The following is a 26,341-nucleotide window of genomic DNA, read 5'->3' as shown; positions in this document are numbered from 1 at the left end:
CGGGCGGCGTCATGGCGGCGGTCATAGGCTGCCTGACGCTGCTGAACAATCGCTACACCCTCAACAACATTAAATCCAAAACCGTAGGCGACGGCCAGCATGGCACGGCCCGCTGGGCCACTGACGCAGAGATCCGCAAGACCTATGCCCTCGTGCCGTTCCAAGCGGCAAGTTGGCGCAAAGGGCTGCACCGCCCGGAAGTGCAGGGGCTGGTGCTGGGCAGCATCAGCCATAAGCACGGCATCACCGCACTGGTGGATAAGGACGATGTGCATTGCCTTATGATCGGCGCATCCGGCGTGGGCAAAACGGCCTACTTTCTATATCCCAATTTGGAATACGCCTGTGCCAGCGGCATGAGCTTTCTGGCATTGGATACCAAGGGTGACTTAGCTCGCAACTACGGCGCCATTGCGGAAAAATACTACGGCTACCATGTATCCGTGGTGGATCTGCGAAATCCTACCCGCTCAGATGGCTACAACCTCATGACGCTCATCAACCACTACATGGATGCGGCGCAGGCCACCGGCAGTCTTGCCGCCCGTGCCAAGGCGGAGAAGTACGCCAAGATCCTGGCCAAGACCATCGTGTCACCGAATGGGGATGCAGACTACGGCCAGAACGCCTATTTCTACGATGCCGCAGAGGGACTATTGACTTCCGTGGTGCTCTTGCTGGCAGAATTTCTGCCGCCGGAAAGAAAACAGGAGCGGCGGCACATCGTGTCCGTGTTCAAGCTGGTGCAGGAACTGCTGGCTCCCTCGGGGGTACGGGGCAAAAACTGGTTTACCATCCTCATGGAAAAGCTGCCCCCGGAGCACAAGGCACGGTGGTTTGCCGGGGCGGCGCTGAACACATCCGACCAGGCTATGGCCTCGGTCATGAGCACGGTATTGTCTCGCCTCAACGCCTTTCTGGACTCCGAGCTGGAGCAGGTGCTGTGTTTTGACAGCACCATGAACGCCGAGCGGTTTGCGTCGGAGAAGTCCGCTATCTTCCTGATCTTGCCGGAGGAGGATCAGACCAAAAATTTCATGGCAGGCTTGATGATCCAGACGCTGGCACGGGAGCTGTTTGCCGTGGCGGATGAAAACGGCGGGCGGCTGCCTGGTCGTGTTGTGTTCTTCTGCGACGAGCTGGGGACCATGCCCGCCTTTGACATCCTGCCGCTGTTCAGCGCAGGACGCTCCCGTGGGCTGACCATGGTGCCTATCATCCAGGCGCTGGCGCAGCTGGAGAAAAACTATGGGCGAGAGGGGGCAGAGATATTGACCGATAACTGCCAGGATACCATCTTCGGCGGCTTCGCCCCCAACAGCCAGACGGCGGAGCAGCTCTCCAAGGCACTGGGCAGCCGCACGGTATTGTCCGGCTCGGTCAGCAGAAGCAAGAATGATCCAAGCCAGAGCTTGCAGATGATGGAGCGGCCCCTCATGACGCCGGACGAACTGAAATCCATCCCCAAGGGCAGCTTTGTGGTCATGAAAACGGGGACGCATCCTATGCAGACAAAGCTGCGCCTGTTTCTGGACTGGGGCATTACCTTCGGTGCGCCATATATTACCCCGGAGCATGCCTCTCGACCTGTAACCTACGCCAGTCGACAGGAGCTATTCCTCCGCATCGACCGGGCCTACGGAAAGAAGGGCACCCAACCTACGCAGGTGCAGCAAGCACCTGTTGCCGAGAGGAGAAGCCCCTATTCGGCAATGGGACTTTACAATGAGGACACAAAGACATGAGTTACTTTGGAAGCATCTATGCGGATCAGGAACTATCCCATCGGGCCAAGACGGTCTATATGTACCTCAAGGACCGCTCCAACGCCGACGGCACCTGCTGGCCCAGCGTCCGCAGGATCGCGGAGGACTTGAAGCTGTCCCGCCGCACTGTGCAGCGGGCATTAAGTGACTTGGAACATCATGGTTTTCTGGAACGCACCCACCGCCGTCGTCCCAATGGCAGCCTGACCAGCAGCCTGTATCGCATCAAATGAACGCAGACAGAGCGCACCTCCCACCAAGGGAAAGGTGCGCTCTCGAGTTGTCACGAGGGTAGCGTCACCATGGCGCATCCAGAAGGACTCACTCTATCGGAGGGTATTAAGACAGAGAAAGAACAAACAATAGCTCCTATGATCAGAATCTTCCGCCCTGGAGAAGCATGATGAGCACCCCGAAAAGCACAAATGCAAGTATCGGGAAAAGAGCTCGGAGGGTATTGCCTATCCTCACTTTTCTCTCGTATGCCGCATCCTCGGCGGACATGCCGTCTTTCGCTTCCTTCTCGTCGGAACGATACTTTAGCCTTTATTAGCTACTGTAATTTGTAACTGTCATCCAGTACCAGTTACTGACTCCTGAGCAATGTGTCAATCTCAGCAATGCGATTCTTCGCCTTGCTCAGCTCCCGGTGCCTGTCAGCAAGCTGCTTAACCTTGTATTCTACATCGTGTGATGATATAATTAACGACATATAATGACATCATTATTGTAGGAGGGAATTTCGTTGATTATCTACTTACAGATGATAGAAAGCGACGAAGATAAATCCAAGTTTGAACAGCTTTACATAATGTACAAGGGCTTGATGTTCCATGTTGCCATGAAAATTCTGAAGAATGAATTTGATGCCGAGGATGCAGTACATCAGGCGTTTCTATCCCTTATTGAGAATCTGAAAAAAATATCGGATGTCAAATGTCCAAAAACTAGAGCTTATATCGTTATTATTACAGAACGGAAAGCAATAGATATCATTCGCAGCCGATCAAAACTGGTAGATATGGAATTTTGGGAGAGTACCTATGGCATCGAAATCCCATTGCCTGGTGATCATGGTTTGGCCGATGCTATGGCACGATTACCGGCTGCCTATCGTGATATCCTATTGCTGCGCTATTATAATGGATACTCTGTACGAGAAATATCATCTATGCTGCATATAAAAAAGGATACCGCACAAAAGCAGCTTTGGAGAGCCAAGGCCGCTTTGCAAAAACATTTGAAAGGAGATGCGTAAAATGTCAAACATTGCATGGTCAGAACAGGAACTGGCCAACGCGGCAAAGCGTGTAGCAGAGTCCATGCTTACTTCATTCCCGTCTCCCAGTGAATGCGAACATGTATTTTCCGATGATTTTGAACATAGCATGGAGATATTACGAAAAAAAAGCAAGCGTAGGGTTGTTGCGCATAAAATATGGCAGCGGGCTGCGGTAATATTAATTGTGACGATTCTGTCTGTCAGCACATGGCTGACAGTTGATATACAGGCAAGAGAGCGCGCCTTCCAATGGATAAAAGAAATCTACGAGAGCATAACGATCTATCTTTTCAATAGCGAAGATAATGAAATAGATCACATCTGTTATGAGCCGTCGTGGATACCGGACGGATTTTCGCTGGTAGATAACTATCAAGATAGCGATTATTGTCTTCGCGTATATGCCAACGATACCGGAGAAAAAATGTTTTCTGTTGAATATACCTTGATGCAGCATACCAGCATGAGCACAACAGCACAGGAGTATAGCGAAGTAGTCAAAGTCGATATCAACGGAATTCCAGCGGATTTATACATTGGCAATGAAACTTCACCAGAAAAAGCTTTAATATGGGTGGACGAAGCGAATCAGGTTGTGTTTAATATACAGGGAAATATCAGCAACGAGGACATAGTGCACATAGCGCAATCCCTTATTTTGTCGATTCCTACAAAATAATAAAATCATGTAATTATGGTGTCCAAAAAGCACCCCCTTTCTCCGTTCCAATGCTTAGAAGAATAGAGAAAGGGGGTGTATTTATGAAAAAAAAGACGATTTCTCTCATCCTTGCATTGATCCTGTTGTTATCCTGCTCCGCGACAGCGCAAGCTACATCCGTACAAGCAGCTACGCCGTCGGCTTCAATCACCATCAATGGAACAACAGCTACATGCAGAGTGTCTATCGCCAAGCCTGGAAAAACCATCCATGCAACACTTCAATTATGGCAAGGCCGTACGATGATCGACTCCTGGAGCGGTAACGGGACATCGTATCTGCTTATCACAGGCTCTCATGAGGTAACAAAAGGGAAAACATATACAGTAAAAGTAGTATGCACAGTTGATGGGCAAAGCTTTTATGTGAATCCCGCTACTGCAACAGCATAATAGGTAACTTGTAATATAGATGAATATTCTATATTACAGTCCATGTATACAGCGGTTGACAGAATGAGGGTGATTCCAATGATTGAATCATATTAATTACATAAGTACATAAGAAACCCAAACATGTACAAAGAAAGGAAATAAAAATGAAGAAGATTATTACCTTGATTATGGCGTTTCTCGTATGCGCAGCAATGGCTGTTCCTGCGTTTGCATCTACAGCCGACACAACAATCACTGGTTTTAGTGTAAATGTGTATTCCTACCATCGTCTTACACCCAGAACAAAAGATGATTCATCAGCTGTGTATTTTTATTATCGTGACGGAAAGCGCGATCACATCAGAGCAAGAGCCCTTGGTGGATCCGCACAAAACGGATCGATGAATAACTGTACTGTATCTGGCGGAACTCGCGTGAATTATGTGACATGTCACAACGGGAATAAGTACAGTATCCATTCCTTCATTAATGAGGACGGCTATCGCTGGGCAACGCTCTCCTTCTCGTGCCCCAATCTTTTTGGTGAAACCATGTCCGGTGAATGGAGCCCTGATAGCGCAAACTCGTATAAGGATGCAACGCCCTGACAGTAAATCAAATACAAAGCGTTCAAAACAAGCCGAGATGGAGCAGTAAACATTAGCGGAGGAATAACATAATGGGGAACTGTATTAGAACCGAAATGTGGAAAGCATTTCACAACAAAATGATGCGCAGTGCATTGCTGATCGGTTTTATTCTTGTCATAGCTGATTTGGTTCAAACTGCAATTACCGTCAGTGACTTAGGCGCATCCTATGCACATTCCCCGGGCGGATATGATGGGTGCAGCTTATTTGTCAATTGGATCGGCGTCAACGGAGTCACCGTCGGGGCTGTAGTCTTCTATGCCGTTTGGCCATTTTTGGCTGCTATGCCTTATGGGTGGTCATTGTATGAGGACAACAGGTCTCATATGACAAATAATATTCTTACCAGAGTTCCGTATTCTCAATACCTAACAGCCAAAATGGCGGCTGTATTTGTTAGTGGCGGCATTGCTATTGCATTGCCGGTAACTACGGATCTGTTTGCATCCGCGATGGTATGTCCCGCCTGTATTCCTCGGGTTGCACTGCCTATTACAGGATTCTGTTCAGGCACAGCCTTTTTGGCGAAGCTATACTATACCCACCCTTGGCTGCATGCAATCATCTGGTGCGTTATTGAGTTTTTCTGGGGCGGCGTTGCGGCCAGTCTGTGCATTATCGTCGGGCATAAGGTAAAACACCGATTCTTTGTGACAGCAACTCCACTTCTGCTGTTCCTATTACTTGATTTCATTACCCCCATGCTTGCCGACGCAATGAACTGGTATATAGAGCTCTCGCCTTTAAGGCTGTGCAATTTGGCAAGTACAAATCCCAGTCCCACATGGATCATACTTGCGGAACTTATTCTTTTGACATTCGTATCTGTTCTTACGGGGATATATAGGAAATACAGACATGAGGTTTTATAGGCTGTTGCGCTATGATCTGCGGCAGGGATTGCAAAGGAGAAACTATCTGATTGCCACTCTCCTCTTTTCCATGCGCTTATTCGCAGTATATCGCTCTGTGCAATTCTATTGCAATGTGGAATCCATTTCAAGCCGGGGTTCAATTGGCGACTATATGCTGTGTCTATTTCGCGGCATGGCAATCATACAACACGGCTCTATGGAAGAAAAGGTGTCGGTCCCCATCGAATGGCTGATTGTGTGCGGCTTTTGCCTGTATATAACAGCAGCATATCCTGCGCAAGGTATCAGTGTACAAGGTCAGCAAGTTTTCCTACGCACATCGCGTGGGAAATGGTGGCTGTCTAAGTGTATATGGTGCATAGCAAGCTGTACTTTATACTTTGCCTGTGAAATGATTGCCATAATAGGCACAGCGATTCTGACACCCGTTACCTTCGGCCTAAACAACACGCCCGAAATCACCGCATTCTTGTTTTCGGAGGTCTTGTGTGGAGAGACAATTTCACTCACGCCGGCAAGTGTTATCCTATACGCTTTGCTCCTTCCGTTTGTGACGCTTACGGCCGTATGTATGCTGCAAACACTCTTAAACCTTGTGGCCCGTCCGGCCATCAGCTTTCTAATATGCTTTGTCACATATATTGCTGCCGCATATTTCCCCATTGAATGGTTGGTCGGCAACGGAGCGATGGTGATGCGATACCAGCTTTTTGATGCAAATGGATTGAGTTATCGTAAAGAACTGGTGTTTACACTGCTACTGTTGCTCTTATCAATAGGCGCAGGATATTTACTGATACAAAGAAAAGACCTCATATCTCTTGAAAAATAGGACGGTGATACGATGAATATTGTGGTGGATCATGTCACAAAAACCATTCACAGAGCGGTCGTGCTGCAAGACATCAGTTTGAATTTTGAAAGCGGAAAAGTCTACGGATTGCAAGGGGAAAATGGATCGGGTAAAACGATGCTTTTACGTCTGATGTGTGGGTTGATCTATGCGACAGAGGGCAGTGTTTCAGTAAATGATCGTCGCCTGGGGAAGGATCTGGATTTCCCTGAATCTGTGGGCGTGATGATCGAGAGTCCCGCATTTATTGACGAGTATACCGGGCAAAAAAACCTGGAGTTGCTTGCCGGTCTAAAACAGCTGATCTCGGTCTCCGACATCCATAACACCCTGCAGGCGGTTGGCCTGGACCCGAATGATAAACGGACTTTCAAAAAATATTCATTAGGCATGAAACAACGTCTGGGTATTGCTGCGGCCTTGATGGAAAAGCCCGATCTGCTGATTTTGGATGAACCCACAAATGCACTGGATGAGCAGGGCGTTGCTATGATCGCACAGTTGATCCGTAAAGAATGTCAGCGCAGTGCATTAGTAGTCGTTGCGTGCCATGATGCTGACTTTGTGCAGAGCGTATCGGATGTTGTTATTCAAATGCAAGCGGGAAGGGTAACATCGGTGATAGGCAAATGAAAGACAAAAAGAAATTCTGGCTGATTTTCTCCGTTGCGGCAGTAGTGCTCTTTGTTTGGATGATCCGCTATAAAGCAATTAATCAGGATTATCGTCAACGATGGTCTGCCAATACAGAGAAGACATACTCCGTTGGAGAAATCGTTCCTATTGCGCCGGATTTTGTCGGGTATAATTTGGCGGCTGAAGGCTATATGCTTCGGGTCAACCGTTTTGAAATTGTAGATTATCGTGCCTATACTTCAGCTTTGCAGTATGACGGGGCCGATCGAAGTCGGATCCCCGATAAGGTCGCATTGGTCAGCGTTACTGTTTCGCAGCAGAATAGTCCCGCAGAAGGATTCCCTTTAACGGAACTATCATTATACACCACGGATATGCTCATGAATATGGATTGGGATCTCTTGGGTGTGGTCAATCCTATATTGGACGGTGCCACCGGGATTCGGTTACAGGATGGCGCCTCATGTGATATTTTGCTGCCATTTGATCTGTATAGATATCGCTTCACATCCGCTGAATGGAATCGTTTAGAGCAAAGCAATATCTGGCTGCAAGTGACAAATTATCCTACCAGAAAAATCGTTCGAGTGAATATAGGTGAGGAGTAACTGTAGTTCCGGATTTTCGTATTACTAAATAGATGTTGCCATCCCTTATCTGTGCATTAGTAGAACATACACCATCCCGCAAGGGTAGTGTATGTTCTACTTTTAGAATATTGACAACTTGGGCTGCTGTTTTACAGGCTGAGTCATAAAGCATTCTTCCAGGGCTCTCGTGAAAAGCCGCTTTTCAGCCCTTGCTTCATCAGTTCCACTCAGAACCAGTACTTCTTGTAGAACTCGCAGCAAATACCGCGGTATTGGTTCACAATAATTATTCTTTGATTTGTCCTATCAATTCAATCATTCCGACGGATTCTAAAAGTCGAAAGACTTGCTACTTTCTCATGCGGTCTCCCTTCCGTTGTCCTGTTTTCTTATTTAGAGGTATCCAAAATGAGGAAAAAGAAGTTATGTCTAAGCCGTTTGCTGCCTGTTATAGCGGCGCTGCTTGTACTCGTTATGTTTCGCACGGTTTTTATCCTGGGCTATGTGCCTACTAACTCTATGAAACCGACGCTCGAAGCTGGTAGCTTGATCCTCGGTGTACGAATCAAAGGCAGCTTTGAAGTCGGAGACGTTGTTATCTTTTGCCATGGCGGGAATCTTTTTGTCAAGCGTATTGCAGCGGTTGGTGGGAATGTGGTCATGCATAACGGAATCAACATGTCTGTACCCGAAGGCTCCTACTACATGCTGGGAGACAATGCGGATGACTCCTATGATTCCCGTTACTGGGACGAACCATTTGTACCAGTAACAACAGTCGTTGCTAAAGTATGGCTCCCGATAGGAAGTCGATAATAGAGGGGCAATCGCACGATTAGGTTGGCCGTGTGATGATGGATGCCAGTTTTTCCAAACCGTGCCGTTCAACAAAACGATAGGCATCAAAAAGATCGGAGAATTCCAGTGCTTCACTATAATATTCAGTGTAGCCCTGCGCTGACCTCATCAATGGATGTTGGCCGTTTACATTGATGGAAATATAGTATCTCAGCTCTGCCTGTTTCATTTTGTTTCGATTATCCTTTCTCACAGCATAGCTCTCATTATACGCCAGGGAATAGCCTTAATAAAGTTTTTTTGATAATTCCGCATCTTTTTCGACAAAAAAAGCCCGTCACTCAGAGGTAAACTCTCAGTGATGGGTCTTTATGAGTTTGTATGAGGAATAACAAGCCGAACTCGGCACAGCTGCCCTTGGCAAAAAAACAAGGCGGAGCTTTCGTAAATCTATACAATTTGCGAAAGGTTCGGAAAAACCCGTTGTCGCAGCGCCGTTTCCGGCCCGTGTGACGGAAATGTTGACGGCGCAAAGTCCGCCGCCGGGGCAAGAGAAAGGAAGCATATGCTTTGAACCACCCGCATCTTGTGCTCCAGGGAGGAATGGACATAGACCTGGAGCGTAGTCCGGACATCGGCATGGCCCAGCATCTCGCTCAAGCTCTTGATGTCCACACCCTGCTCCACGCAGCGCGACGCATAGGTGTGCCGCAGCACATGGAAATTTCGATAAGGGATCCCCGCCGCCTTCAGCAATGCGCGGTACTGGTATTGCAGTGTCCGCGGTTCCAGCGGAGCAGACTTACCGGACAGAAAATAGTTCTCCTCATTCCTGGCCGGGCAAACCGTTTGCCTTAAAAGGGCCAGCATATCCTCTGGCAGCGGGATCGTGCGCCGGGCGTTGTCGGTTTTCGGCGGTTGCACCACCAGGTGGGTGTGCATGCCCTTTTTCATTCGCTGGGCCGTCTTGGTGACATGGATCACCCCATTACATAAATCAATATCCTTATACTGGAGCGCACATAGCTCCCCCAAGCGCAGACCGGCATTCAGCGCAAGCAGGACCCCAACGCCCGCCATGCTGGGCGCTTCCAGGACCTTTTTTGCCAACCGCCCAATCTCGTCTGCGAAAAATACCTCGATCTTTTTTCGGTGATAGACGGGCAGTTCGGCATTCACACCGGGACAGCTGCAGTCCAGCTTTTTGGCTGTATACTTCAGAATTGACTTTAGTAATACGCCGATATCCCTGGCGCTTTTGCCGGATAGTCCGCTTCGCTGCAAGCGGCGCAGGAAATCAGAAATCTGATCCGCCGTCAGCTGACAGATAGGGGCCGTTCCCAAAGCAGGCAAGATATAATGCTGCGTCAGATAGGAATACCGATTCCAGGATGATGCTTTCAGAACATGGCTTTTCTCGCTTAAAAACAGTTCTGCGGCCTGGGCCAAGGTCGCAGCAGATGCTTGCACGGCAGGCTTCTCTGGCAGCGTCTCAATGCATTGCTGCCGCTTGGCCCGGCACGCCTTATAGCTGTCGGCGTAAACATACCCATACTCAGCCTGCCCGGAAGCTGTGCGGCCGTGAATATATCGCCCCTCCCAGCGCCCGTCTTTCCGCTTGTAAATATTTTCTCCTCTTTTAGGCATGACCAACGCTCCTCCTTGACGATGTTTTTGACGGCGTAAACGATTTTGTGATTGGGAATATTTGTAAAATAGGCCCTTGAGTAGCAAGTGATTCTATGCGGCATTTATAATTTGTACCTACTTTTCGCTAAATTTCCGCAATTTAGGTATTGACTTCCCTCAAAAAAGACGATACAATGTGGATACATATGTGGATTCTACTTTCGCAAATTGTATAGATTTACGAAAGAAAACTTCACCTCTACACCAACCAAAATCATTATCCCCCTAAAAGGATAAATGATACCGTAAAATTTCATAAGAAGTCCGAGGATGCTGCACGGCTGTTGCCCGAGCTGTAAAAGGCCAGGCGACCGCCTAAAAGGAAAGGGGTGCAATTCCCCATGCGGTCGGCACTGTAAGCGCAAGGATATGATCGAGGCGGGAAACCACTGGGACGAAAGTCCGTCATTGCGAGAAAATCGTGAGAAGACAGATCATAAACGCAGAGAGTATCTCATGGCGCAAGTCAGTAGAATTGTGTAGTTAGGACTCAAAGGCAGCGGGCGCTCTCTCCGTGGTGCTGATATGGCAGAAGTGTACGCTGATGACCCGGTATGGGTTTATCAGCGCTTTTTTGTCATGAATCATTAAGGAGGTGTGCCCATGGGTAAAGTAGCAGGTGCGCAAAATTTTGACGGAGCGAATTGGTACGAGCAGCACATTGCCAAAAGAACACGGGATGCATTGGCTGAGCAGGACCGCGCTTTTGCGGAAAAACACGCAGGCGACAGCCTGGATCAGCTGGCGGCCTATCTCCGGCGCTGCGCCGGACATTGGGGAAAGTCCCCTGCCCCCATCGAGATCGTCGGTGGCAGTTACATCGCAGAGCGCTTTGGCGATTGGAAAGATGCGCTGAGAGCCGCCCACTTGAATCCTATATACAAAAAACCCCGCAATAGAGATTGCGGGCGCTATCAAAACGAAAAGAAAATCCAAATTCAGATGCATCGGAGCGAGCGTGACGCTAAACGGGCAGCACGGGTTGAGCGAGTCAAGCAACGCCAAAGCAAATGCGCTGTTCACGAAGCCACAGAGGAAACCTTCGTTGCAACAGATGTAATGCTTGAGTAAGGTTTGCCAAGTCGAGGGCGGAGATCCGCCAGCTTTTCCATATGGGCAGAAGGGGCTTAGCCAGCCCCTTCCGCCCAACCTCTTAACGAAAGCACCTTTCGCCTTGGACAGATCGGAACGCGACACCAATTATAATAGGGTGTCGCGCCCCTATATAACCTTGTTATTTTCTTATTGGATGCGAAAATGTGCTCGCAGCTAAGGTAATAATGCCGGCAGGCCTTATTATAAAAAAAATTCTGAGAGGAGATTGGAAATGCAAAAGACAGCGAAAAAGTTCCTTTCAATGCTGCTTGCGCTCATGATGGTTCTATCCATCCTTCCCACGGCAGTCTTTGCAACGGAACAAGGCACAGTAGCTGCGCCGCTGGATAGTATTGTTCCCTATGGTGCGAATGACCAGACCACAGGAACGGCAACTATCAGTGTGCAGAACTCTGTGACCTTTACCGGCTACTCTGCTTTCGAGAATGTGCCCTACTACTTGGTCACCGTTCCCGCAGGCACGACCTATGTAAAGGCCACATACAAAGACGCTGCCATACTGACCAATGCCACAAGCGGTGTTGCATCCGGCTACTACGCCGATGTGCCGCAGTGGACTGGCGGCGGTGTAGAAATGGCCTATACGGAGAGCGGTGGGGATATCACAATTACAATTCCCTTGAACTACTCCCGTACCGCCGAGGATGGGACTACGGTCCAAAAGAGCTTTGTGCTGGGTGCAGATGGTAGCGGAACTGCCTATGCGCCGGAGTATGACGGCAGCGCCAGCTATGCGCCCGTCCATTTCCTCGCCTTCACCTATGAAGGCAAGTCGGCACCTACGGTCGCTCCCGGTGCAATTGCCACAGCTAATGTAACACTCGGTAATGCCTGGACGCTGGATGTGGCTGAAATGTTTACGGATGCCGATGGCGATGCGCTGACCTATACGGCAACCGTCAACGGCGCTACGCAAACGCTGAACGGCTCTACCTTGAGCTATACCCCTACTGCGGCTGGTGAGTATACGATCGTGCTTACCGCTACCGACGACAGCGGCACGGCCACCCACACCATTGTTCTGACCGCTGCGGAGGGCACACAGGTCCCGCGGCTGAAGAGCGGCGTCCCGGTCACCGCAAGTGCAACCGTTTCGGTAGGATACGCCTATAACCTGTCCGATCTGCAGGCTGGCAACATCTTCGAGAATCCGGACGGTTCTTCCTTGAGCTACACCGACTACTATTATTATAGAACAGCCGGGACTGGCGAAAGGAAGGGGCCTTACTACTTCTCCACGGCTCTGTTCGGTGCTACCACGATCCAAATCACGGAGAACACCGCCGATACATATGTCTATGAGTTCCATGCCATGAACTCTGCCGGTCTGTCCACGGACACCTGGACGCTGACACTGACCGTAAGTGACTCGATCGAGCAGCACTATACTTTCCATGTTGGTCAGGATATGAACTATTCCACCAATGGCAGCCAGTATCCGCTGATCAAGCTCTACAAGACGGCTGGTCTTGACGATAAGGGCGCTGACTACCTGGCTTCCTATGAAGTTGATGGCAAGACCCAGTACATCTATGAGGACCATGACCAGTCCATCGCCGTGGTTAACGGCAAATACATGATCACTGTCAAGGGGCAGGATTATGAGCTGAAAGGTTACAGCCCTCTGACCTTTAAGGCCAGTGATTTTACCACGGCTGACCCCAATTCCACCGGCACGCTGGCAGATAACTACAACAATTTCTATGCCAGCCTGGCCGCCGGCAGATATTCCTTCCGCGCCTATGGCTACAAAGCTTCGGAAACCAGCGCAAATGTTTACCTGGGCGGCCACAGCTTGACCCTGCCCACAGAGACCAATGTGGACGGCGGCACCGGCGGCGGCGCGGATATTTATCTGCGCCTGCACTCCATCTATACCACGAGCAAAAAGAACAGCAGCGACTATTTTACTGCTGATGACTATACGGCTCGTGTGGTCATGCCCAGCATGGGCGGCGATGTGCAGCATGGTACGCCCTATCCTTCCGGCAATTATACTTACTACCCCTTCATGCTGTACTCTGCCGGAAACGCAGCCCTTTGGAATGCCTATGTGGAACCCATCGGCACCTGTGCCGAGGACTACATCTTCACTCAGGCGATCAACAACACGACTGCCGCCGGATACACGGTTGTTACAAAGAGCCTGGCGCTTTCCCAGGCCATCAACCTGACGGTGACGGTTCCTGCCTATGCGGACTTCAACCTGTTTTTCCAGCATAATAATTTCAACACACAGATTATTGAGCCGAAGACGGGCAGCACCAGTGGCGATGCAAGCGCATCCGCTGACGCTACCAGAACGCTGACCTACAAAATCAGCAAGAGCAATTCCAACTACACCTGGCGCTTGAAGGACATCCGCAGCGGCACCACTTATGTGACCAAGGCCGGATGGCTCCAGAGCAGCACCACCAGTTTTGCGAAGGAATTCACCTTCAATGCTGGAGACTCCACGGATCAGTATTCCCACAGCTTCTCTAATCTTGGCACGATGGCCAAGACCCGTGACGAAGCGGAGATTCAGACCTTCTTGTCCCCCAGCGGCTACAAGTACACGAGCGGGACAGAGCGTATCCGTTCTTACCGCCTGTGGCAGATCATCAACTCTGACGCGGCAAATATCATGATTGAGCCTGAATTTGAGGTTCATACGCTGGCTGGTTCGCCCACCCTGCGGAAGTCCAACGGAGGCAACGCCGAGAACAACTGGCTCGATGTGAAACCGAACGGAACGACCATCCTTGCCGTGAATTACAAAGCACTGGATGTATATGCGGCAAACGACACACATGGCACCCACGGCGGCTTCTATCCGGCCACGAATCCGGAGCGTACCAGTGTTTTTGTGCTCAGCAGCGAGGAAAACGGTACCGCAACGGCCAATATCGCCTATAATTCCAACGGCTTGAGTTCTTCTCGCCCGTCGGCGTGGGATTATAACTACGACAACTGGTTCTATCTGAGCAACGACACCGCCCCCACCCTGGACTTCACGGTGGCAAGCAATAGCGAAGACTATGGTGTGTCCAATGTTCAGTACGCCATTGTCACCACCAACAAGACCACCATGGAGAGCGCTCTCTCCGGCTGGACCACCTTGACGGCGGATTCCAACGGCAAGTACCATGCAAGTCTCCTGGGCTTCCGCAATGCGGGGCTGGCCGGTGGTACTGTTGTCATCAAGATGACAGCTAACAACAAGGTGTCCTACAGTCTGGCTCGTGTGGCCGAAGTGACCGCCACGGTCACCAACGCCTCCAATCCCCAGGAGACGGAGATCATGCCCGGCGATAAGGTGTCTCTCACCTTCGAGGGCAGCTACCGTGGCATCTACAAGTACAGTGGTATCTTCAACCCCACTACCTACAACCTGTTCTATTCCATCGGCGATACGGCCTATAAGACCAATGTCGCCCAGTATCAGCAGATGGATCAGGCCAAGCTGGAGCTGACAATCCCGACGAATGTGGACTTTGGCTCCGGCAGCACCGCCAATGTTCAGCTCACCAACGGTTATACCTACGGCTCCATGTACTCGGCGGCGAACCCGTTTGCCACCCTGTATAACATGTCGAATACCGGCGTGGGCACGAACTTCAATGCGGTCACGGTGAACTTCTGCTTGAACCGTTTCCCCAATGTGAATGTGGAGGTCACTCCGCGCTATAACTTCAAGCTGAAGCTGAATATTACCAATCCCACCACCGCCACGCCCACTGTGACGCTGACGGATGCCGCAGGCAATGTTCATACCGCCAACAGCAATGGCGAGTATGAGAACCTGCCTTACGGCACTTACACCTATGCGGTGCTCTGCGCCGGCTGCGACTATGTCTACGGCAGCTTCTACCTGGGCAGTGCAGACAAGGCCAATGTGTCCGGCGGTGTGCTGACCAAGACCATTCCGCTGACGGCCTCTGCTGCCGGCGCATGGGACGGCACCACCAAGACGCAGCCCACTCTGGCCGATGGCGTGTATCAGATTGGTAACGCAGCGGAGCTGGCTTGGTTTGCGGCGCAAGTCAACGGCGGGAGCTATGCCATCAACGGTGCGCTGACGGGTGATATTGACCTGGCCGGCTACAACTGGACGCCCATCGGCGGCACTACCGCCAGCACGGCCTTCAAGGGCAGCTTTAACGGTAATAATCACACCGTGAAGAACATGGGCATCTACTATAGTGCCACCACTACCTCGGCTCCGTATAAGGGACTGTTCGGCTATGTGAACGGCACCAGCAGCAGCTACGCCACCATTCAGAATCTGAAGGTGACCGGCAAGATGTACCTGACCTCCACGGGCAGCGTTGCCAACGCCTATTCCGGCGGCGTGGTGGCCTACGCCAACTATACCAACATCTCCGGCGTTGTCTCCGATGTTGACATCACCGTTACCCGTGTGAATGGCAACTGGAGCAGCGTGGGCGGCGTTGCAGGCCGTCTGGTGAATTCCAACGCCACCAACTGCGGCAACGAAGGCACCATCCATGCCTATCAGTATGTGGGCGGCATCACCGGCTACGCTACCGGTACCATTACCGGCTGCTACAACGGCGGTGCGATCACCGGCAACGGCTATGTGGCAGGCATCGTGGGTCAGACCACCAAGGGCGTCACCGCTTGCTACAACACCGGCAGCATCACCGGTGCCGGCAACTATGTGGCGGGTATCGTGGCCTTTGCCTCCGGCGCGTCCGCTTCTGTCAAGAACTGCTACAACCGGGCCTATGTGGAGAGCACCGGCAGCAATGTGGGCGCTGTGGTCGGCATGACCAACAACGCCTCCGCAGCGATGTCCAACCTGTATTATCTGGACTTCACCTGCAGTCAGGGCATTGGCAGTGCCAAGAGCACCTCTCAGACGGCCACTGCTAAGACCAGAGCAGAAATGGATTCCGCAGACTTCGTGACCAGCATGAACACGGGTCTGACCACCGCAGCCTTCGGCTCCAGCCGGTACAGCCCCGCTCTGACCTGGCAGACCGACTTGATTGGCCTGACGACCCCGACTGTGGGCAATGTGAACCTGGATCCCTTCGGATATGTGGATGAGGAGGATCTGGCATTGCTTACGGAGTGGAAAGATGCAGGCAAGACAAAAAAAGACTTGACTGCGGAGCAGTGGGCACAAGCTGACCTCAATGATGATGGTAAGTTGAACGACGAGGATGTGGAGATTCTCGCTGCATATTTGGAAGATCCTCGCCTCAATGACTTGTCTTAAATTGAAGGACCAGTAAGGATTATAGCACGTCTGCGATGCGATCTAACGGATATACTGTATCAAGTAGTATGGTGAGCCTGATGGCATTGCACTTGTAAAACGCAGGTCTGGGGAATCCGCTTGCGGATTCCCCGGACCTCATACTTTTATTTGGAGAATAGTATGAAAAAACGAATTCTTTCCCTGATACTGACCTGCGTTATGCTTTTAAGCATTACCCCTGTTGTGTATGCAGCGTCGCAAATTGATGATGTTTTTAGTGTCACTTTTGATAATACGGCCCCTAATCCCGGCGAGACAATAACCGCTGTCATGTCATTGGATAGAAGTACAGCGGATGTATATAGACTTTGGAGTTCAATATATTATAACAAAGATGTCCTCTCCTGTGAAAAAGTTGAATTTTACGGGACTGAGATTGCATACGAAATTACAGAAGACACCGCTGGCGAATATGATAGCGAAGTCCGGTTTGACGAGAACGGTCGATCTGATGACTCTGTTGCTCAAAAAATTCAGGCATTGCCGCAGGGGCCTTTTGCAAAGATTACCTTCAAAGTGTCCTCAACTTGCGATATAGGGCAAGCAATTAACTACCGTGTGAAAGGCGGTGTATATGCCAAGACCGGAAGACTTCCAACTAAAAAATGGGAAAATGATTTTACAATGACAGTCGGTACGGACTCTGATCCGAGAACCGAGACCGGCTACACTGTTTCTATGGGCGCTGACCAGCAGGTTGCTGCGGGCCAGCAAGTGCGTATCCCTGTGACCGTCGCCTCCGGGGAAAAGGGCATCACCGGCTTCAACGCCTATGACATGACCTTTACCTATGACCCGGCAGCCTTGACCCTGAACACCAAGACCGGTGACGCCGCCAATCTGACGGTGGAGGACAACAACGGTACCGTTCGGGTCCGCCGCTACGGCGCTACTCAAGCTTTGGGCGAGGCCCTGGCTCTGGACTTCACCGCCAAGGCGACTGCCACCTCGACCGTGAAACTGACCAACGCCAAATTTGATCTGGATGCCAACTCCATCAACTTTGACGCCCCGGATGCCACCATTTCCGACGCCGACACCGTGGTCAACGCCAATAACTTCACCGTGACCCTGCCGGATGCGTTCACCTCTGACGAGACCCGCCTGGTCCCCAACGGCGGCAGCTTCACCTTCAAGCCCGTGGACAGCCACTATACCTACACCTTCACCGTGAAGATGGGCGACACCGTCACCGAGGGCTTGACCTTCGGCGCAAATGACACCTACACCATCGAGAATATCTCCGGCAATGTGGAGGTCACCTACACCGGCAAGACCCCCAAGCAGTACGATGTGAAATACAAGATTGACGAAGATGTGGAGCAGGATGTGACCAAGGGCCCGGAGACAGTCACCTATCTGAATGACTACTCCTTCGTCGTCACCCCGAGGGCCGGCTACTCCTACCGTGTAATTTACAGTGTAGACAACGGGGATCCCTTTGTCCATACAGTCATAGCGGTCCCCACTGCCAATGACGATGGCACCCTCACCTACACGATCCCTGGAAAAGAAATCGTTGGAGGTGTGGAAATATGGATCGACCCCAACACAGAATCTGGTATTCCGGTCGTGTTCACCGGCAACGGCGTTGAGGACGCAGCCTCCGGGAATGCAAGCTCTATGGGCAAGAATATGCCCTACTACTTCACGCTGAACCAGCGCGAGAGCTGCGACTACACCGTCACGGCTTACTATCAGCCCCTCAGCACTCCCACAGCTTCTAAGAGGCCCGCCACCGTGCGCAGCCTTGGCAATGGGAAATATGTGGTCGAGGCCGTGAATTATAACGACTATCTGTATGGATACGCCAGAAGCTGGAACCTGGTCGTGAAGGTGGAAAAGGTCTCCCACAGCGCGGAGGAAGTGACCGTGTCCAAATATCTGGAGCTGAACGACAAGACCATGATGCTGGTCACGGTCAAGGGCACCCCCGAGGGCGGCAGTGCCTTCACCTATGACGGCAACACCATGTATAAGGTCGAGGGCTACGGCACGGACCGGTATGCATGGCTGGTGATCGTGGACAAGGGTCAGACCCTGACCCAGGAGGAGGCCGCCGCCAAGGTCGCCATCTCTGCCGCAGACAATGTGGTCACCATCACCCTGGGCTTCGATGTGAACATGACCGGGAAGGTGGATGTTAACGATGCGCAGCTGGTCTACGATATGTATAACGGCACATACAGTGACTTCACCAAGGTTTCCGTGGAGAAGTTCCTGCGGGCCGATGTAAACGCCACTAAGGTGGTGGATCACACCGACGCTGTGGCCATCGTGAATCAGTTTAAGTAAGGTCCTGCCAGCCTCCCTTCCCCGGCGGGAGGGGAAGCTATCCCCCGTTGGGGGCTTCGCACCGGCCAGGCCGGGCAAAAAACGGCCCAACCGGTCGGAGAGAGAAGGAGATCAGCATGAGAAAACGCATTTTTACACTATTGGCAGCCCTGTGTCTGCTGCTGTGTCTGCTGCCCACCGCAGCCTTTGCCTCGCAGACGGGCGGCAAAACGGACGAGAGCCGCAGCTACAATTTTGACCTGTCCGTAGGCGGTGCATACGAGGTGCGGGCCACCACCGGCGAGACCATCACCGTGACCCTGGTGCTCAAGCGCACCGATGCCCAGGAAAGCGCCGATATGTACGGTATGCAGACGGAAATCGAGTACGACGACACCTTCCTCCAGCTGGTGGACGGCAGCGTCATGACCGCCCCCGGCATCCGCTGGAGCGACTTAGGCCGCCGCACCGGCGGGCGGGCCTTCTATCTGAACTTCGTGTCCTTTAAGGGCGGCGAGGCGTGGGAGCCGGAGGTGGTAGTGGGCAGCTTTCAGATGAAGGTCATCGGCACGAAGGGTGTGTCGCAGCTTATCCCCACCAACACCCTGGTTTCCACTCAGGACGGCATGGCCGGATACACCGTGAAGGATAATAGCGTGTCCGTCATCGTCACCACGGACTGCACCGTTACCTTTGAGAGCAACGGCGGCACGGAGGTCCCCTCCCAGACCGTCCAGTACGGTGAAAAGGTGAAAAAGCCCGAGGACCCCATCCGGGAGGGCTACCACCTGGAGGGGTGGTACAGAGACCTGGACCGCACCCAAAAGTGGGACTTCCACAAGGACACCGTTAAGGGCAACATGACCCTCTACGCCAACTGGGCCGAGGGTGCCGCCGCAGGAAGCGTCACCTGGTGGATCATCGGTGGCGTGGGCCTGCTGGCCCTGCTGCTGATTCTGCTGGCTCTGCTGGGCAAGAAGAAGGTTCGCTTTGAGACCAGCGGCGGCACAGAGCTGGAGGCCGTTTCCGTGAAGCGGGGCAGCGTCATTGGCGAAGTCATGACGCCCACGAAGCCCGGCGCAGTGTTCGGCGGCTGGTATGCAGATCAGGCGCTCACCAAGCCCTGGGATACACAGAAAGACCCGGTGCGCAGCAACATGACGCTCTACGCACGCTGGATGTAATCTACGCATAGATGAGGTAAACAAATATGAGAAAACGCATACTATCTCTGCTGCTGGCACTGACTTTGGCTCTGTCGGCAGGCGTATTCGGCGTCATACCGGCGCTGGCTGCGGATTCCTGCGTTTCCGTGAAGGCGGATGCCGTCACCACCGGCGAGGTTGTGGCCGGCAGCTTGCTGGAGATCAAGCTTTCAGATGTCTTTGAAGATACGGACGGCCATACGCTGACCTACACGCTGACCAACGCAGCGCAGTTCAGCGTCCAAACCAAGGTCAAGGACGGCTCACTCTATGTATCAGAGAAAGACCCCGGCACCTATGAGCCAAAGGTCAAGGCGACCTGCTCGGACGGCAAAGAGCTTACAGCGACCTTTACCATCACGGTCAAGGAAGCTCCCCACGGATTGGACGCACAGTATAACTACGATGAGACCCCCGCCAAGAAAGTCACGGTGTATGTGACCATCTCCAACGACGGCGTGCCCATCCGAGGCCGCGACGGCACGGTGCTGTGCCACAAGGCCATCACCGTCCCCTACTTTGACTTGGGCCGGTACAACTTGAGCGAATACTACCGCTATCACACGGAAAACGGAGAAGGCAAATACATCGACGAGAACATCGTGGAGCGGCCCACCGGCCTGCACCTGTATCTCTATCTGCTGGAGCGCTACTTCATCGGCCTGCCGGAGGAGCAATGCTGCAAGGGTGCCTATCCTCGTGACGCGCTGGCGAGCTTTAAGCTGGGTGAAGATGTTTGTTACATGGATGAAACACCGGCCTATACGGCAGACAGCTTTGCCGCTCTGACTATCACCGGCTCGCCCACCAGCCTGTATATGGCCAACTTCTGGGGTCATGATGAGAACCTGATGTACTACCGCAACCACTGCTTTCCCTACATGAGTCCCGGCTGGGGCTCCACCTCCGACTACATCGTGCTGTCGGACGGCGATACGTGGGATGTGGCCATGTTCACCAACTGGAGCTTCTGGTCCAGCGGCGGTGCATTTACCTGCTTTGACAAGGACGCGTACAATGCCCGCCCCGGCATGGAGATGACGATCTCCTCTCAGGCTTACGGCACGACCTTTGAGGGCAGCGACTTCTATCCCTTCTCGAACCTGGATGTGTTCCTGTATAACGACAAGTGGGAGCAAATCGAGCAGTACAAGGAAGCGGCTGACGGAAAGAGCACTTTCTCCTTCACCGCCCCCACAGAGGAGGGCACCTACTACCTCGTGGGCATGGACCCCAACCGGACGATCCCCAAGGACGACAGCGGCGGCACGAACTATGCCAAGATCGCACCGGCCACAGCCATCTTGAATGTGGCGGCGGACGCCGAGCTGGAGCGCCCCTTCCAGTCCATCTCTGTCAACGGCACGAAGCTGAATGCAAAGAACATTTCCTATGAGGGCATCGTTACCCTGGGCAGCGAGGACAACGAGGAGTTCAAAAATGTCTACGAGGAGATTCCCAAGTACCATGTGATCGTTCCGGAAGGAACAGAGAGCGTTGACATTACCTACAACGAGGGCGTGGATATTTACCACGCAGACGCTACTGCATACGGCTACGAGACGGACCTTGCTGTAGATGTGGTGTCCTCGGCAACTATCCGCTCTGTTACCTTGAAAAACAGCTACAAGGCCAACAGTGACGGCACCCAGACTGTCACCACCCCCGTCACCCGTTATATCCGCAATGCGGACGGAACAGCGATGGCGGTCACACTGGAATCCAGCAGCACTAATAATTTTAGGCCCGTCGCCCTGTTCACCTTTGAGTATGCAAAGGCAGACACGAAGCCGGATGTGATATATGGGGATGTGAACGGAGATGGCATCATAAATTCCACGGATGCAGCAATCGTCTATCGCTCGGTTAATGGAAGATACACACTGACAGATTCTCAGAAGTTGTCGGCAGATGTTAACGGCGATGGTGCTGTAAACTCCACAGATGCTGCGTTGATCTATCGTTATACAAACGGGAAAATGAGTAAATTCCCCGCAGAATCCTAAATACCATAAGGAGGTTAAACACAAAATGAAAAGAACTCTTTCCATTCTGTTGACAATCGCCATGATTATCAGCCTTATCCCTGCTGTATTTGCTGCTGATGTTCCGACGATGTCAACAACAGTTGATAAGACAGAGGTTCAGCCGGGTGATACGATTACGCTTACACTGTCGATCGACAAGACCATTACGAACCTGAATAACTGGGAGTGGGCAATTTATTTTGACAAGACTGCTTATGTCAAAACCAGCGGCGAGCTTGAACCTGGATGTATGTCGGGCACGGGCACTACTGGCGCAGTGGGAGATAATGTTGATATCCTTGGTAAAAATGCCATCCGGGTATCCGGCCTGAGCACTACAGGCGACCCTGTCACTCTTAACACCGGCAAGATTGCCACTGTTACCTTTACGGCAACGGAGAACATCACGGCAGAAAACGCTCGTATTGAGGTCAAAACCGAAGCGCTACCTGACTATGATACGCTTAAAGACAACGATGTCAAATTAACCGGCAACATCATTGATGTCACAGTGAAGTCCAGTGAAGCCAAGGGCTACTCCGTGTCCATGGGTGCGGACAAGCAGGTAGCCTCCGGTCAAATCGTGGAGATCCCTGTGACCATCGGCAACAACGACGGCAAGAACGCCTACAACGCCTACGACATGACCTTCTCTTTTGACCCCACCATTCTGACGCTGAACATGGAAGCCACCAGCATCGAGGGTTATCGCGTGATTCCCGGCAGCGGCACCGTGCGAATCGTGCGTTACGGTAAAGCCGCCGAGCTGGGCGACGCGCTCACTCTGAATTTCACCGCAGCCGGTCAGGGCCAGTCTGCGGTCAAGGTCACGGCGGCGTATGTGGATACCAATACCAATGCCATCGAACTTGATGCCCCCGCCGCCATCGTGCTGAACGGTACGACCACCATCACCGTCAACGGCTACACCGTGACTCTGCCGGACGACTTCACTCGTACCGATGCAACAGGCTCCGTGATCGAAGCGGGCGGCAATCTGACCTTCGTTCCCAAGGACCCCAACTATGACTACACCGTGACCGTCACCGTCGGCGGCGGCGAGACAACGACAGTTAGCCCGGACGAGAATGGCATCTACACTGTGGCGAATGTCAACGGCAATGTGGAGGTCACCAGCACTAAGACCCCCAAGACCTTCACTGTCACCCAGGGCAATGATACCACCGGTGCTGCGACTGCTACTTACCAGACTGACTACACCTTCAAGCTGACCCCTGTGGATGGCTATGTCTACAAGATGGCTGTGACCATCGGCGGCAAGGCATACACCGGCTTTACGGCCCAGGTAAATGACGACGGCACCACCACCTACACCATCCCCGGTGCGGATATCACCGGCGAAATCGTCATCAACAGCAATAAGCAGGTCAAGCTGCCGGAAACCTACAAGGTCACCTTTGCAGGCACCGGCGCAGGTGATGCTACCGGCGAGAGCACCGTTCAGGAAAAGGCTAACTACACCTTCACCGTGGCCAAGCAGAAGAACTTTGAGTACACCATCACTGCCACTATGGGCGGCAAGGATGTGACTATCACCGAGGGAGCCGACAACACCTACACTATCGCCAATGTCACCGGCGATCTGGTCATCACCATCGAGAAGAAATCCACTCTGACCATGGAGGTAGCTGTTTCCGAGTATGTGCAGATGGATAACAAGACCGTGTTTCTGGTAACCGTGACCGGCACCCCCGAAGAGGGCAAGGCTTTTGCCTACGGCGATAATGTCATGTATAAGACTACCGCTTACGGTGAGAATGTGTACAGCTGGCTGGTGATTGTGGACAAGAATGAGGTATTCACTGTGGCTACGGCTGAGGCCAATATCAACCAGGCCAGCGCCACAGCCGAAGAAGTGAAGCAGAGCTATGATGTCAACGAGACAGGTGTTGTGGACATCAACGATGCGCAACTCACCTATGACATCTACAGCGGCAAGTACACCGACTTCGAGAAAGTCTCTGTGCGGAAGTTCCTGCGCGCGGATGTGAACCTTGACAAGGCCGTCAACTCCACCGACGCCGTTGCGGTCGTCAAAAATTCCAAGTAAACCAAGGCGAATCCATAGCTTCCCCTCCCTTTTGGGAGGGGAGGCAATTCGCCATATTTTGGGGCTTTACCATTGCCTCCTGTTTTAGGAGACGATGGTAAAAATCCAAAATAAGCATTTGGAGGATACCCGTATGAAAAAACATAGCGGCCTATATAGCGCCGTGAGTATTTTGCTGGTCATTGTGCTGGTGGCAGGGATCAGCCTCTCACTTCTTTCCTCCGGTCGGACAAGGCCGGAGAATCCCATCAGCACTCAGCCGGATCGGCTCCAGGCAGAGTCGCTGCAAGGCTCCGGCAGCACTGGCGGACAAAGCTCCGGCAAGGATAATACAGAGAATACGGATACTGCCCAGGACCCATCAGAGCCGCAGAAGCCCGACGAGCCACAGAAACCTGATGAGCCACAGAACCCGGATGACACGCAGAAACCCGATGACACCAAGCCGGATCCATCGGGCCCCACAGACCCCACGGATAACCCCGGCAAGGGCGACCAGGGCGGCTCCAAGTCAGACGATAACAAAGGCGGCTCCGAGGATTCCGGTGACCATGGTGATGGCACCGGCGGAGACGACGGGGACCACGGCGGCAGCGGAGGTGACCACGGCAGCGGCGGTGAGGAGGATGATACCCCCCGCATTTATACGACACTGAAAACCCAGCAGCTTACCAAGGCAGAGCTGCCCGACAGCAAGCTGACCTTTGTGGCCTATCCCCTGGGTAAGGGCGATCTGCATATCCGTGTCCGGCTGAAAAATGAGACCAATTCCGGAAACGGATTGCTGCTTACTTCTCAGAATAACCAGGACTACGAGGCACAGCTGGATTTCAACGCAGATAACCTCTTTGTGCTGTCTCTTTATGATGGGGAGACCTTTCTGGGACTTGTTCAGTACCGGGTGGGCTATTACGCGAATCTTGCGGACGATACCCACCCGACGGTGGGGGACTATCCACCCTCCATCGTTACCAATCTGGACGGGGCCAGCCTGGACATGAGCTCCCAAACCTTCCCCTTGACGGTGATTGCCCGTGCCAACGCAGAGCTGGGAGCCGGTGTGATCTATTCCAATCAAATTCGGGTCACGCTGGACGGCAAAACCGTGGAAAAGAGCTACGGCGATTCTCAACCCACCTACGAGTTGTATTTCGATCCCCCTCAGTTGGGCGATGAAGAGACCCACATCGTCCGGGTGCTGGCCTGGGATGGTAACGGAAACTCCACCATGAAGGTCTACACCGTCACCTATCACCAGATCAGTGAGGGCGACCCGGCAGGCTCGGTGGATGTGGTGCTGGATGCGACCACCATCGGCCTGGGCATTCTGGATACCGGTACGCTGGACATCGTGGAGGGCGAAACGGCGGCGTCCGTGCTGCTGCGCTTCCTGCAGGAGCGCGGTTATGAGCCGGATTACCAGGGGTCTGCTACCATGAACTTCTATCTGCGCCGGATTAGCCGGGGCGACATTGCCTACCGAGCCAATGTCCCGGAGCATCTTTGGGAGCTGATCCTGCGGGACGGCATCACCACCAATGACAACTATGACCGGGACAGCATCGGGGAGTTTGACTATACCCAAGGCTCGGGCTGGATGTACTCCATCAACGGCACCCTGTATGAGGGTACCGGCATGAGTGGCTACAAGGTCCGCAACGGCATTACCATTTATGTGCGCTTCACCCTGTCCTACGGCAAGGACATCGGCGGCTATGATTCCACCGGAGGCGGCTACGGTTCACTGAGCAGCTACTGCGGCCTGTGGATCAACGGCAGCTACCAAGCCCTTGGCCACGACTTCGTGGAGACGGACCGTTTGGAACCCACCGAAACAGAGGATGGTTACATCCACTATCGCTGCTCCAAGTGCCATGAGGAGAAAACAGATATTCTCCCGGCCACCGGCGGCGGAACGGAGCCAATAGAGCCTGCCCCTACGGAGCCCGGTCCCCACGGAACCGACGCCCACAGAGCCAACTTCCGAATAGGACCGGCTGATGCGGCGGAGGATGGGAAACGCTCTAACGGGACACGGGAACGGTAAAGTAGAAGGGCGTTGAAACGAACGATGGAGGATACTGCATGAAAAGTGCAACACGAATATTAGCGGCACTTCTTTGTGTGCTGCTTCTGCTCCCAACG

20 protein-coding genes are annotated in these 26,341 nt (G+C 52.5%); 18 read left to right on the top strand and 2 right to left on the bottom strand.

The features are described from left to right. The first annotated feature begins 11 nt into the window (after positions 1-11). The 11 genes from LKD37_RS04755 (at position 12) to LKD37_RS04705 (ending at position 8,563) form a co-directional block, all read left to right on the top strand. Positions 12-1,745, top strand: a complete 1,734-nt coding sequence (locus LKD37_RS04755; protein ID WP_302928164.1) for a type IV secretory system conjugative DNA transfer family protein — start codon at positions 12-14, stop codon at positions 1,743-1,745. Continuing rightward, positions 1,742-1,999, top strand: a complete 258-nt coding sequence (locus LKD37_RS04750) for a helix-turn-helix domain-containing protein (protein WP_302928134.1) — start codon at positions 1,742-1,744, stop codon at positions 1,997-1,999. Before LKD37_RS04755 ends, LKD37_RS04750 begins: the two co-directional genes overlap by 4 nt. 512 nt (positions 2,000-2,511) lie before the next feature. Continuing rightward, positions 2,512-3,024, top strand: a complete 513-nt coding sequence (locus LKD37_RS04745) for an RNA polymerase sigma factor (protein WP_177305684.1) — start codon at positions 2,512-2,514, stop codon at positions 3,022-3,024. A 1-nt stretch (position 3,025) separates the two neighbouring features. Continuing rightward, positions 3,026-3,727, top strand: coding sequence for a DUF4367 domain-containing protein (locus tag LKD37_RS04740; protein ID WP_302928133.1), 702 nt, complete (start codon positions 3,026-3,028; stop codon positions 3,725-3,727). A gap of 83 nt (positions 3,728-3,810) precedes the next feature. After that, a complete protein-coding gene (locus LKD37_RS04735; RefSeq protein ID WP_212822178.1) occupies positions 3,811-4,161 on the top strand; it encodes a hypothetical protein in 351 nt (116 codons plus the stop codon). Positions 4,162-4,307: 146 nt separating this feature from the next. Next, the gene (locus LKD37_RS04730) at positions 4,308-4,751 is read left to right on the top strand and encodes a DUF2712 domain-containing protein (protein ID WP_177305681.1); all 444 of its coding nucleotides are present in this window, start codon (positions 4,308-4,310) and stop codon (positions 4,749-4,751) included. Positions 4,752-4,846: 95 nt separating this feature from the next. Then, positions 4,847-5,665 carry a hypothetical protein gene (locus LKD37_RS04725; RefSeq protein ID WP_302928132.1) on the top strand — a complete coding sequence of 273 codons (819 nt, stop codon included), beginning with the start codon at positions 4,847-4,849 and terminating at the stop codon, positions 5,663-5,665. Between the two features lie 4 nt (positions 5,666-5,669). Further along, the gene (locus LKD37_RS04720) at positions 5,670-6,500 is read left to right on the top strand and encodes a hypothetical protein (protein WP_302928131.1); all 831 of its coding nucleotides are present in this window, start codon (positions 5,670-5,672) and stop codon (positions 6,498-6,500) included. A gap of 12 nt (positions 6,501-6,512) precedes the next feature. Beyond that, positions 6,513-7,154: an ATP-binding cassette domain-containing protein gene (locus LKD37_RS04715; RefSeq protein WP_177305678.1), complete on the top strand. Its 642-nt coding sequence runs from the start codon at positions 6,513-6,515 to the stop codon at positions 7,152-7,154. Continuing rightward, positions 7,151-7,765 (top strand): DUF5028 domain-containing protein, encoded by a 615-nt coding sequence (locus LKD37_RS04710; protein WP_302928130.1) that lies wholly within the window; start codon positions 7,151-7,153, stop codon positions 7,763-7,765. The genes LKD37_RS04715 and LKD37_RS04710 overlap by 4 nt, the downstream gene beginning before the upstream one ends. Before the next feature lie 390 nt (positions 7,766-8,155). After that, positions 8,156-8,563 (top strand): S26 family signal peptidase, encoded by a 408-nt coding sequence (locus LKD37_RS04705; RefSeq protein WP_302928129.1) that lies wholly within the window; start codon positions 8,156-8,158, stop codon positions 8,561-8,563. A 19-nt stretch (positions 8,564-8,582) separates the two neighbouring features. Here LKD37_RS04705 and LKD37_RS04700 read toward each other — a convergent pair whose 3' ends face one another. Both LKD37_RS04700 and LKD37_RS04695 read right to left on the bottom strand, forming a co-directional pair. Next, positions 8,583-8,774 carry a hypothetical protein gene (locus tag LKD37_RS04700; RefSeq protein ID WP_302928128.1) on the bottom strand — a complete coding sequence of 64 codons (192 nt, stop codon included), beginning with the start codon at positions 8,772-8,774 and terminating at the stop codon, positions 8,583-8,585. Positions 8,775-8,995: 221 nt separating this feature from the next. Beyond that, the gene (locus tag LKD37_RS04695; RefSeq protein WP_302928127.1) at positions 8,996-10,192 is read right to left on the bottom strand and encodes a tyrosine-type recombinase/integrase; all 1,197 of its coding nucleotides are present in this window, start codon (positions 10,190-10,192) and stop codon (positions 8,996-8,998) included. Positions 10,193-10,837: 645 nt separating this feature from the next. Between LKD37_RS04695 and LKD37_RS04690 the strand changes: the two genes are divergently transcribed. The 7 genes from LKD37_RS04690 (at position 10,838) to LKD37_RS04660 (ending at position 26,243) form a co-directional block, all read left to right on the top strand. Then, the gene (locus tag LKD37_RS04690; protein ID WP_212822193.1) at positions 10,838-11,305 is read left to right on the top strand and encodes a homing endonuclease associated repeat-containing protein; all 468 of its coding nucleotides are present in this window, start codon (positions 10,838-10,840) and stop codon (positions 11,303-11,305) included. 286 nt (positions 11,306-11,591) lie between these two features. After that, positions 11,592-16,577, top strand: coding sequence for a dockerin type I repeat-containing protein (locus LKD37_RS04685; RefSeq protein ID WP_302928126.1), 4,986 nt, complete (start codon positions 11,592-11,594; stop codon positions 16,575-16,577). Positions 16,578-17,243: 666 nt separating this feature from the next. Continuing rightward, positions 17,244-18,914 carry a hypothetical protein gene (locus LKD37_RS04680; RefSeq protein ID WP_302928125.1) on the top strand — a complete coding sequence of 557 codons (1,671 nt, stop codon included), beginning with the start codon at positions 17,244-17,246 and terminating at the stop codon, positions 18,912-18,914. A 116-nt stretch (positions 18,915-19,030) separates the two neighbouring features. Beyond that, a complete protein-coding gene (locus LKD37_RS04675) occupies positions 19,031-20,077 on the top strand; it encodes an InlB B-repeat-containing protein (RefSeq protein WP_302928124.1) in 1,047 nt (348 codons plus the stop codon). Between the two features lie 26 nt (positions 20,078-20,103). After that, a complete protein-coding gene (locus LKD37_RS04670; protein WP_302928123.1) occupies positions 20,104-22,104 on the top strand; it encodes a dockerin type I domain-containing protein in 2,001 nt (666 codons plus the stop codon). Between the two features lie 25 nt (positions 22,105-22,129). Beyond that, positions 22,130-24,196, top strand: a complete 2,067-nt coding sequence (locus LKD37_RS04665; protein ID WP_302928122.1) for a cohesin domain-containing protein — start codon at positions 22,130-22,132, stop codon at positions 24,194-24,196. A 133-nt stretch (positions 24,197-24,329) separates the two neighbouring features. Continuing rightward, entirely contained in the window at positions 24,330-26,243 is a 1,914-nt protein-coding gene (locus LKD37_RS04660) for a DUF4430 domain-containing protein (RefSeq protein WP_302928121.1), read from the top strand. Positions 26,244-26,341 lie beyond the last annotated feature (98 nt).

Source organism: Brotocaccenecus cirricatena (assembly GCF_020687045.1).
GTDB classification, from domain to species: Bacteria; Bacillota; Clostridia; order Oscillospirales; family Oscillospiraceae; genus Vescimonas; species Vescimonas cirricatena.
Note: the sequence above shows the minus strand (reverse complement) of the source record. Positions and strands in the feature narration are given on the sequence as shown.

Bases quoted from the DNA above. Each gene is read 5' to 3' on its own strand.
- LKD37_RS04730 (WP_177305681.1), top strand. From the start codon at position 4,308: ATGAAGAAGATTATTACCTTGATTATGGCGTTTCTCGTATGCGCAGCA.
- LKD37_RS04750 (WP_302928134.1), top strand. From the start codon at position 1,742: ATGAGTTACTTTGGAAGCATCTATGCGGATCAGGAACTATCCCATCGG.
- LKD37_RS04670 (WP_302928123.1), top strand. From the start codon at position 20,104: ATGAGAAAACGCATACTATCTCTGCTGCTGGCACTGACTTTGGCTCTG.
- LKD37_RS04705 (WP_302928129.1), top strand. From the start codon at position 8,156: ATGAGGAAAAAGAAGTTATGTCTAAGCCGTTTGCTGCCTGTTATAGCG.
- LKD37_RS04735 (WP_212822178.1), top strand. From the start codon at position 3,811: ATGAAAAAAAAGACGATTTCTCTCATCCTTGCATTGATCCTGTTGTTA.
- LKD37_RS04710 (WP_302928130.1), top strand. From the start codon at position 7,151: ATGAAAGACAAAAAGAAATTCTGGCTGATTTTCTCCGTTGCGGCAGTA.
- LKD37_RS04690 (WP_212822193.1), top strand. From the start codon at position 10,838: ATGGGTAAAGTAGCAGGTGCGCAAAATTTTGACGGAGCGAATTGGTAC.
- LKD37_RS04660 (WP_302928121.1), top strand. From the start codon at position 24,330: ATGAAAAAACATAGCGGCCTATATAGCGCCGTGAGTATTTTGCTGGTC.
- LKD37_RS04715 (WP_177305678.1), top strand. From the start codon at position 6,513: ATGAATATTGTGGTGGATCATGTCACAAAAACCATTCACAGAGCGGTC.
- LKD37_RS04685 (WP_302928126.1), top strand. From the start codon at position 11,592: ATGCTGCTTGCGCTCATGATGGTTCTATCCATCCTTCCCACGGCAGTC.
- LKD37_RS04675 (WP_302928124.1), top strand. From the start codon at position 19,031: ATGAGAAAACGCATTTTTACACTATTGGCAGCCCTGTGTCTGCTGCTG.
- LKD37_RS04665 (WP_302928122.1), top strand. From the start codon at position 22,130: ATGAAAAGAACTCTTTCCATTCTGTTGACAATCGCCATGATTATCAGC.
- LKD37_RS04695 (WP_302928127.1), bottom strand. From the start codon at position 10,192: ATGCCTAAAAGAGGAGAAAATATTTACAAGCGGAAAGACGGGCGCTGG.
- LKD37_RS04680 (WP_302928125.1), top strand. From the start codon at position 17,244: ATGACAGTCGGTACGGACTCTGATCCGAGAACCGAGACCGGCTACACT.
- LKD37_RS04755 (WP_302928164.1), top strand. From the start codon at position 12: ATGGCGGCGGTCATAGGCTGCCTGACGCTGCTGAACAATCGCTACACC.
- LKD37_RS04700 (WP_302928128.1), bottom strand. From the start codon at position 8,774: ATGAAACAGGCAGAGCTGAGATACTATATTTCCATCAATGTAAACGGC.
- LKD37_RS04740 (WP_302928133.1), top strand. From the start codon at position 3,026: ATGTCAAACATTGCATGGTCAGAACAGGAACTGGCCAACGCGGCAAAG.
- LKD37_RS04725 (WP_302928132.1), top strand. From the start codon at position 4,847: ATGTGGAAAGCATTTCACAACAAAATGATGCGCAGTGCATTGCTGATC.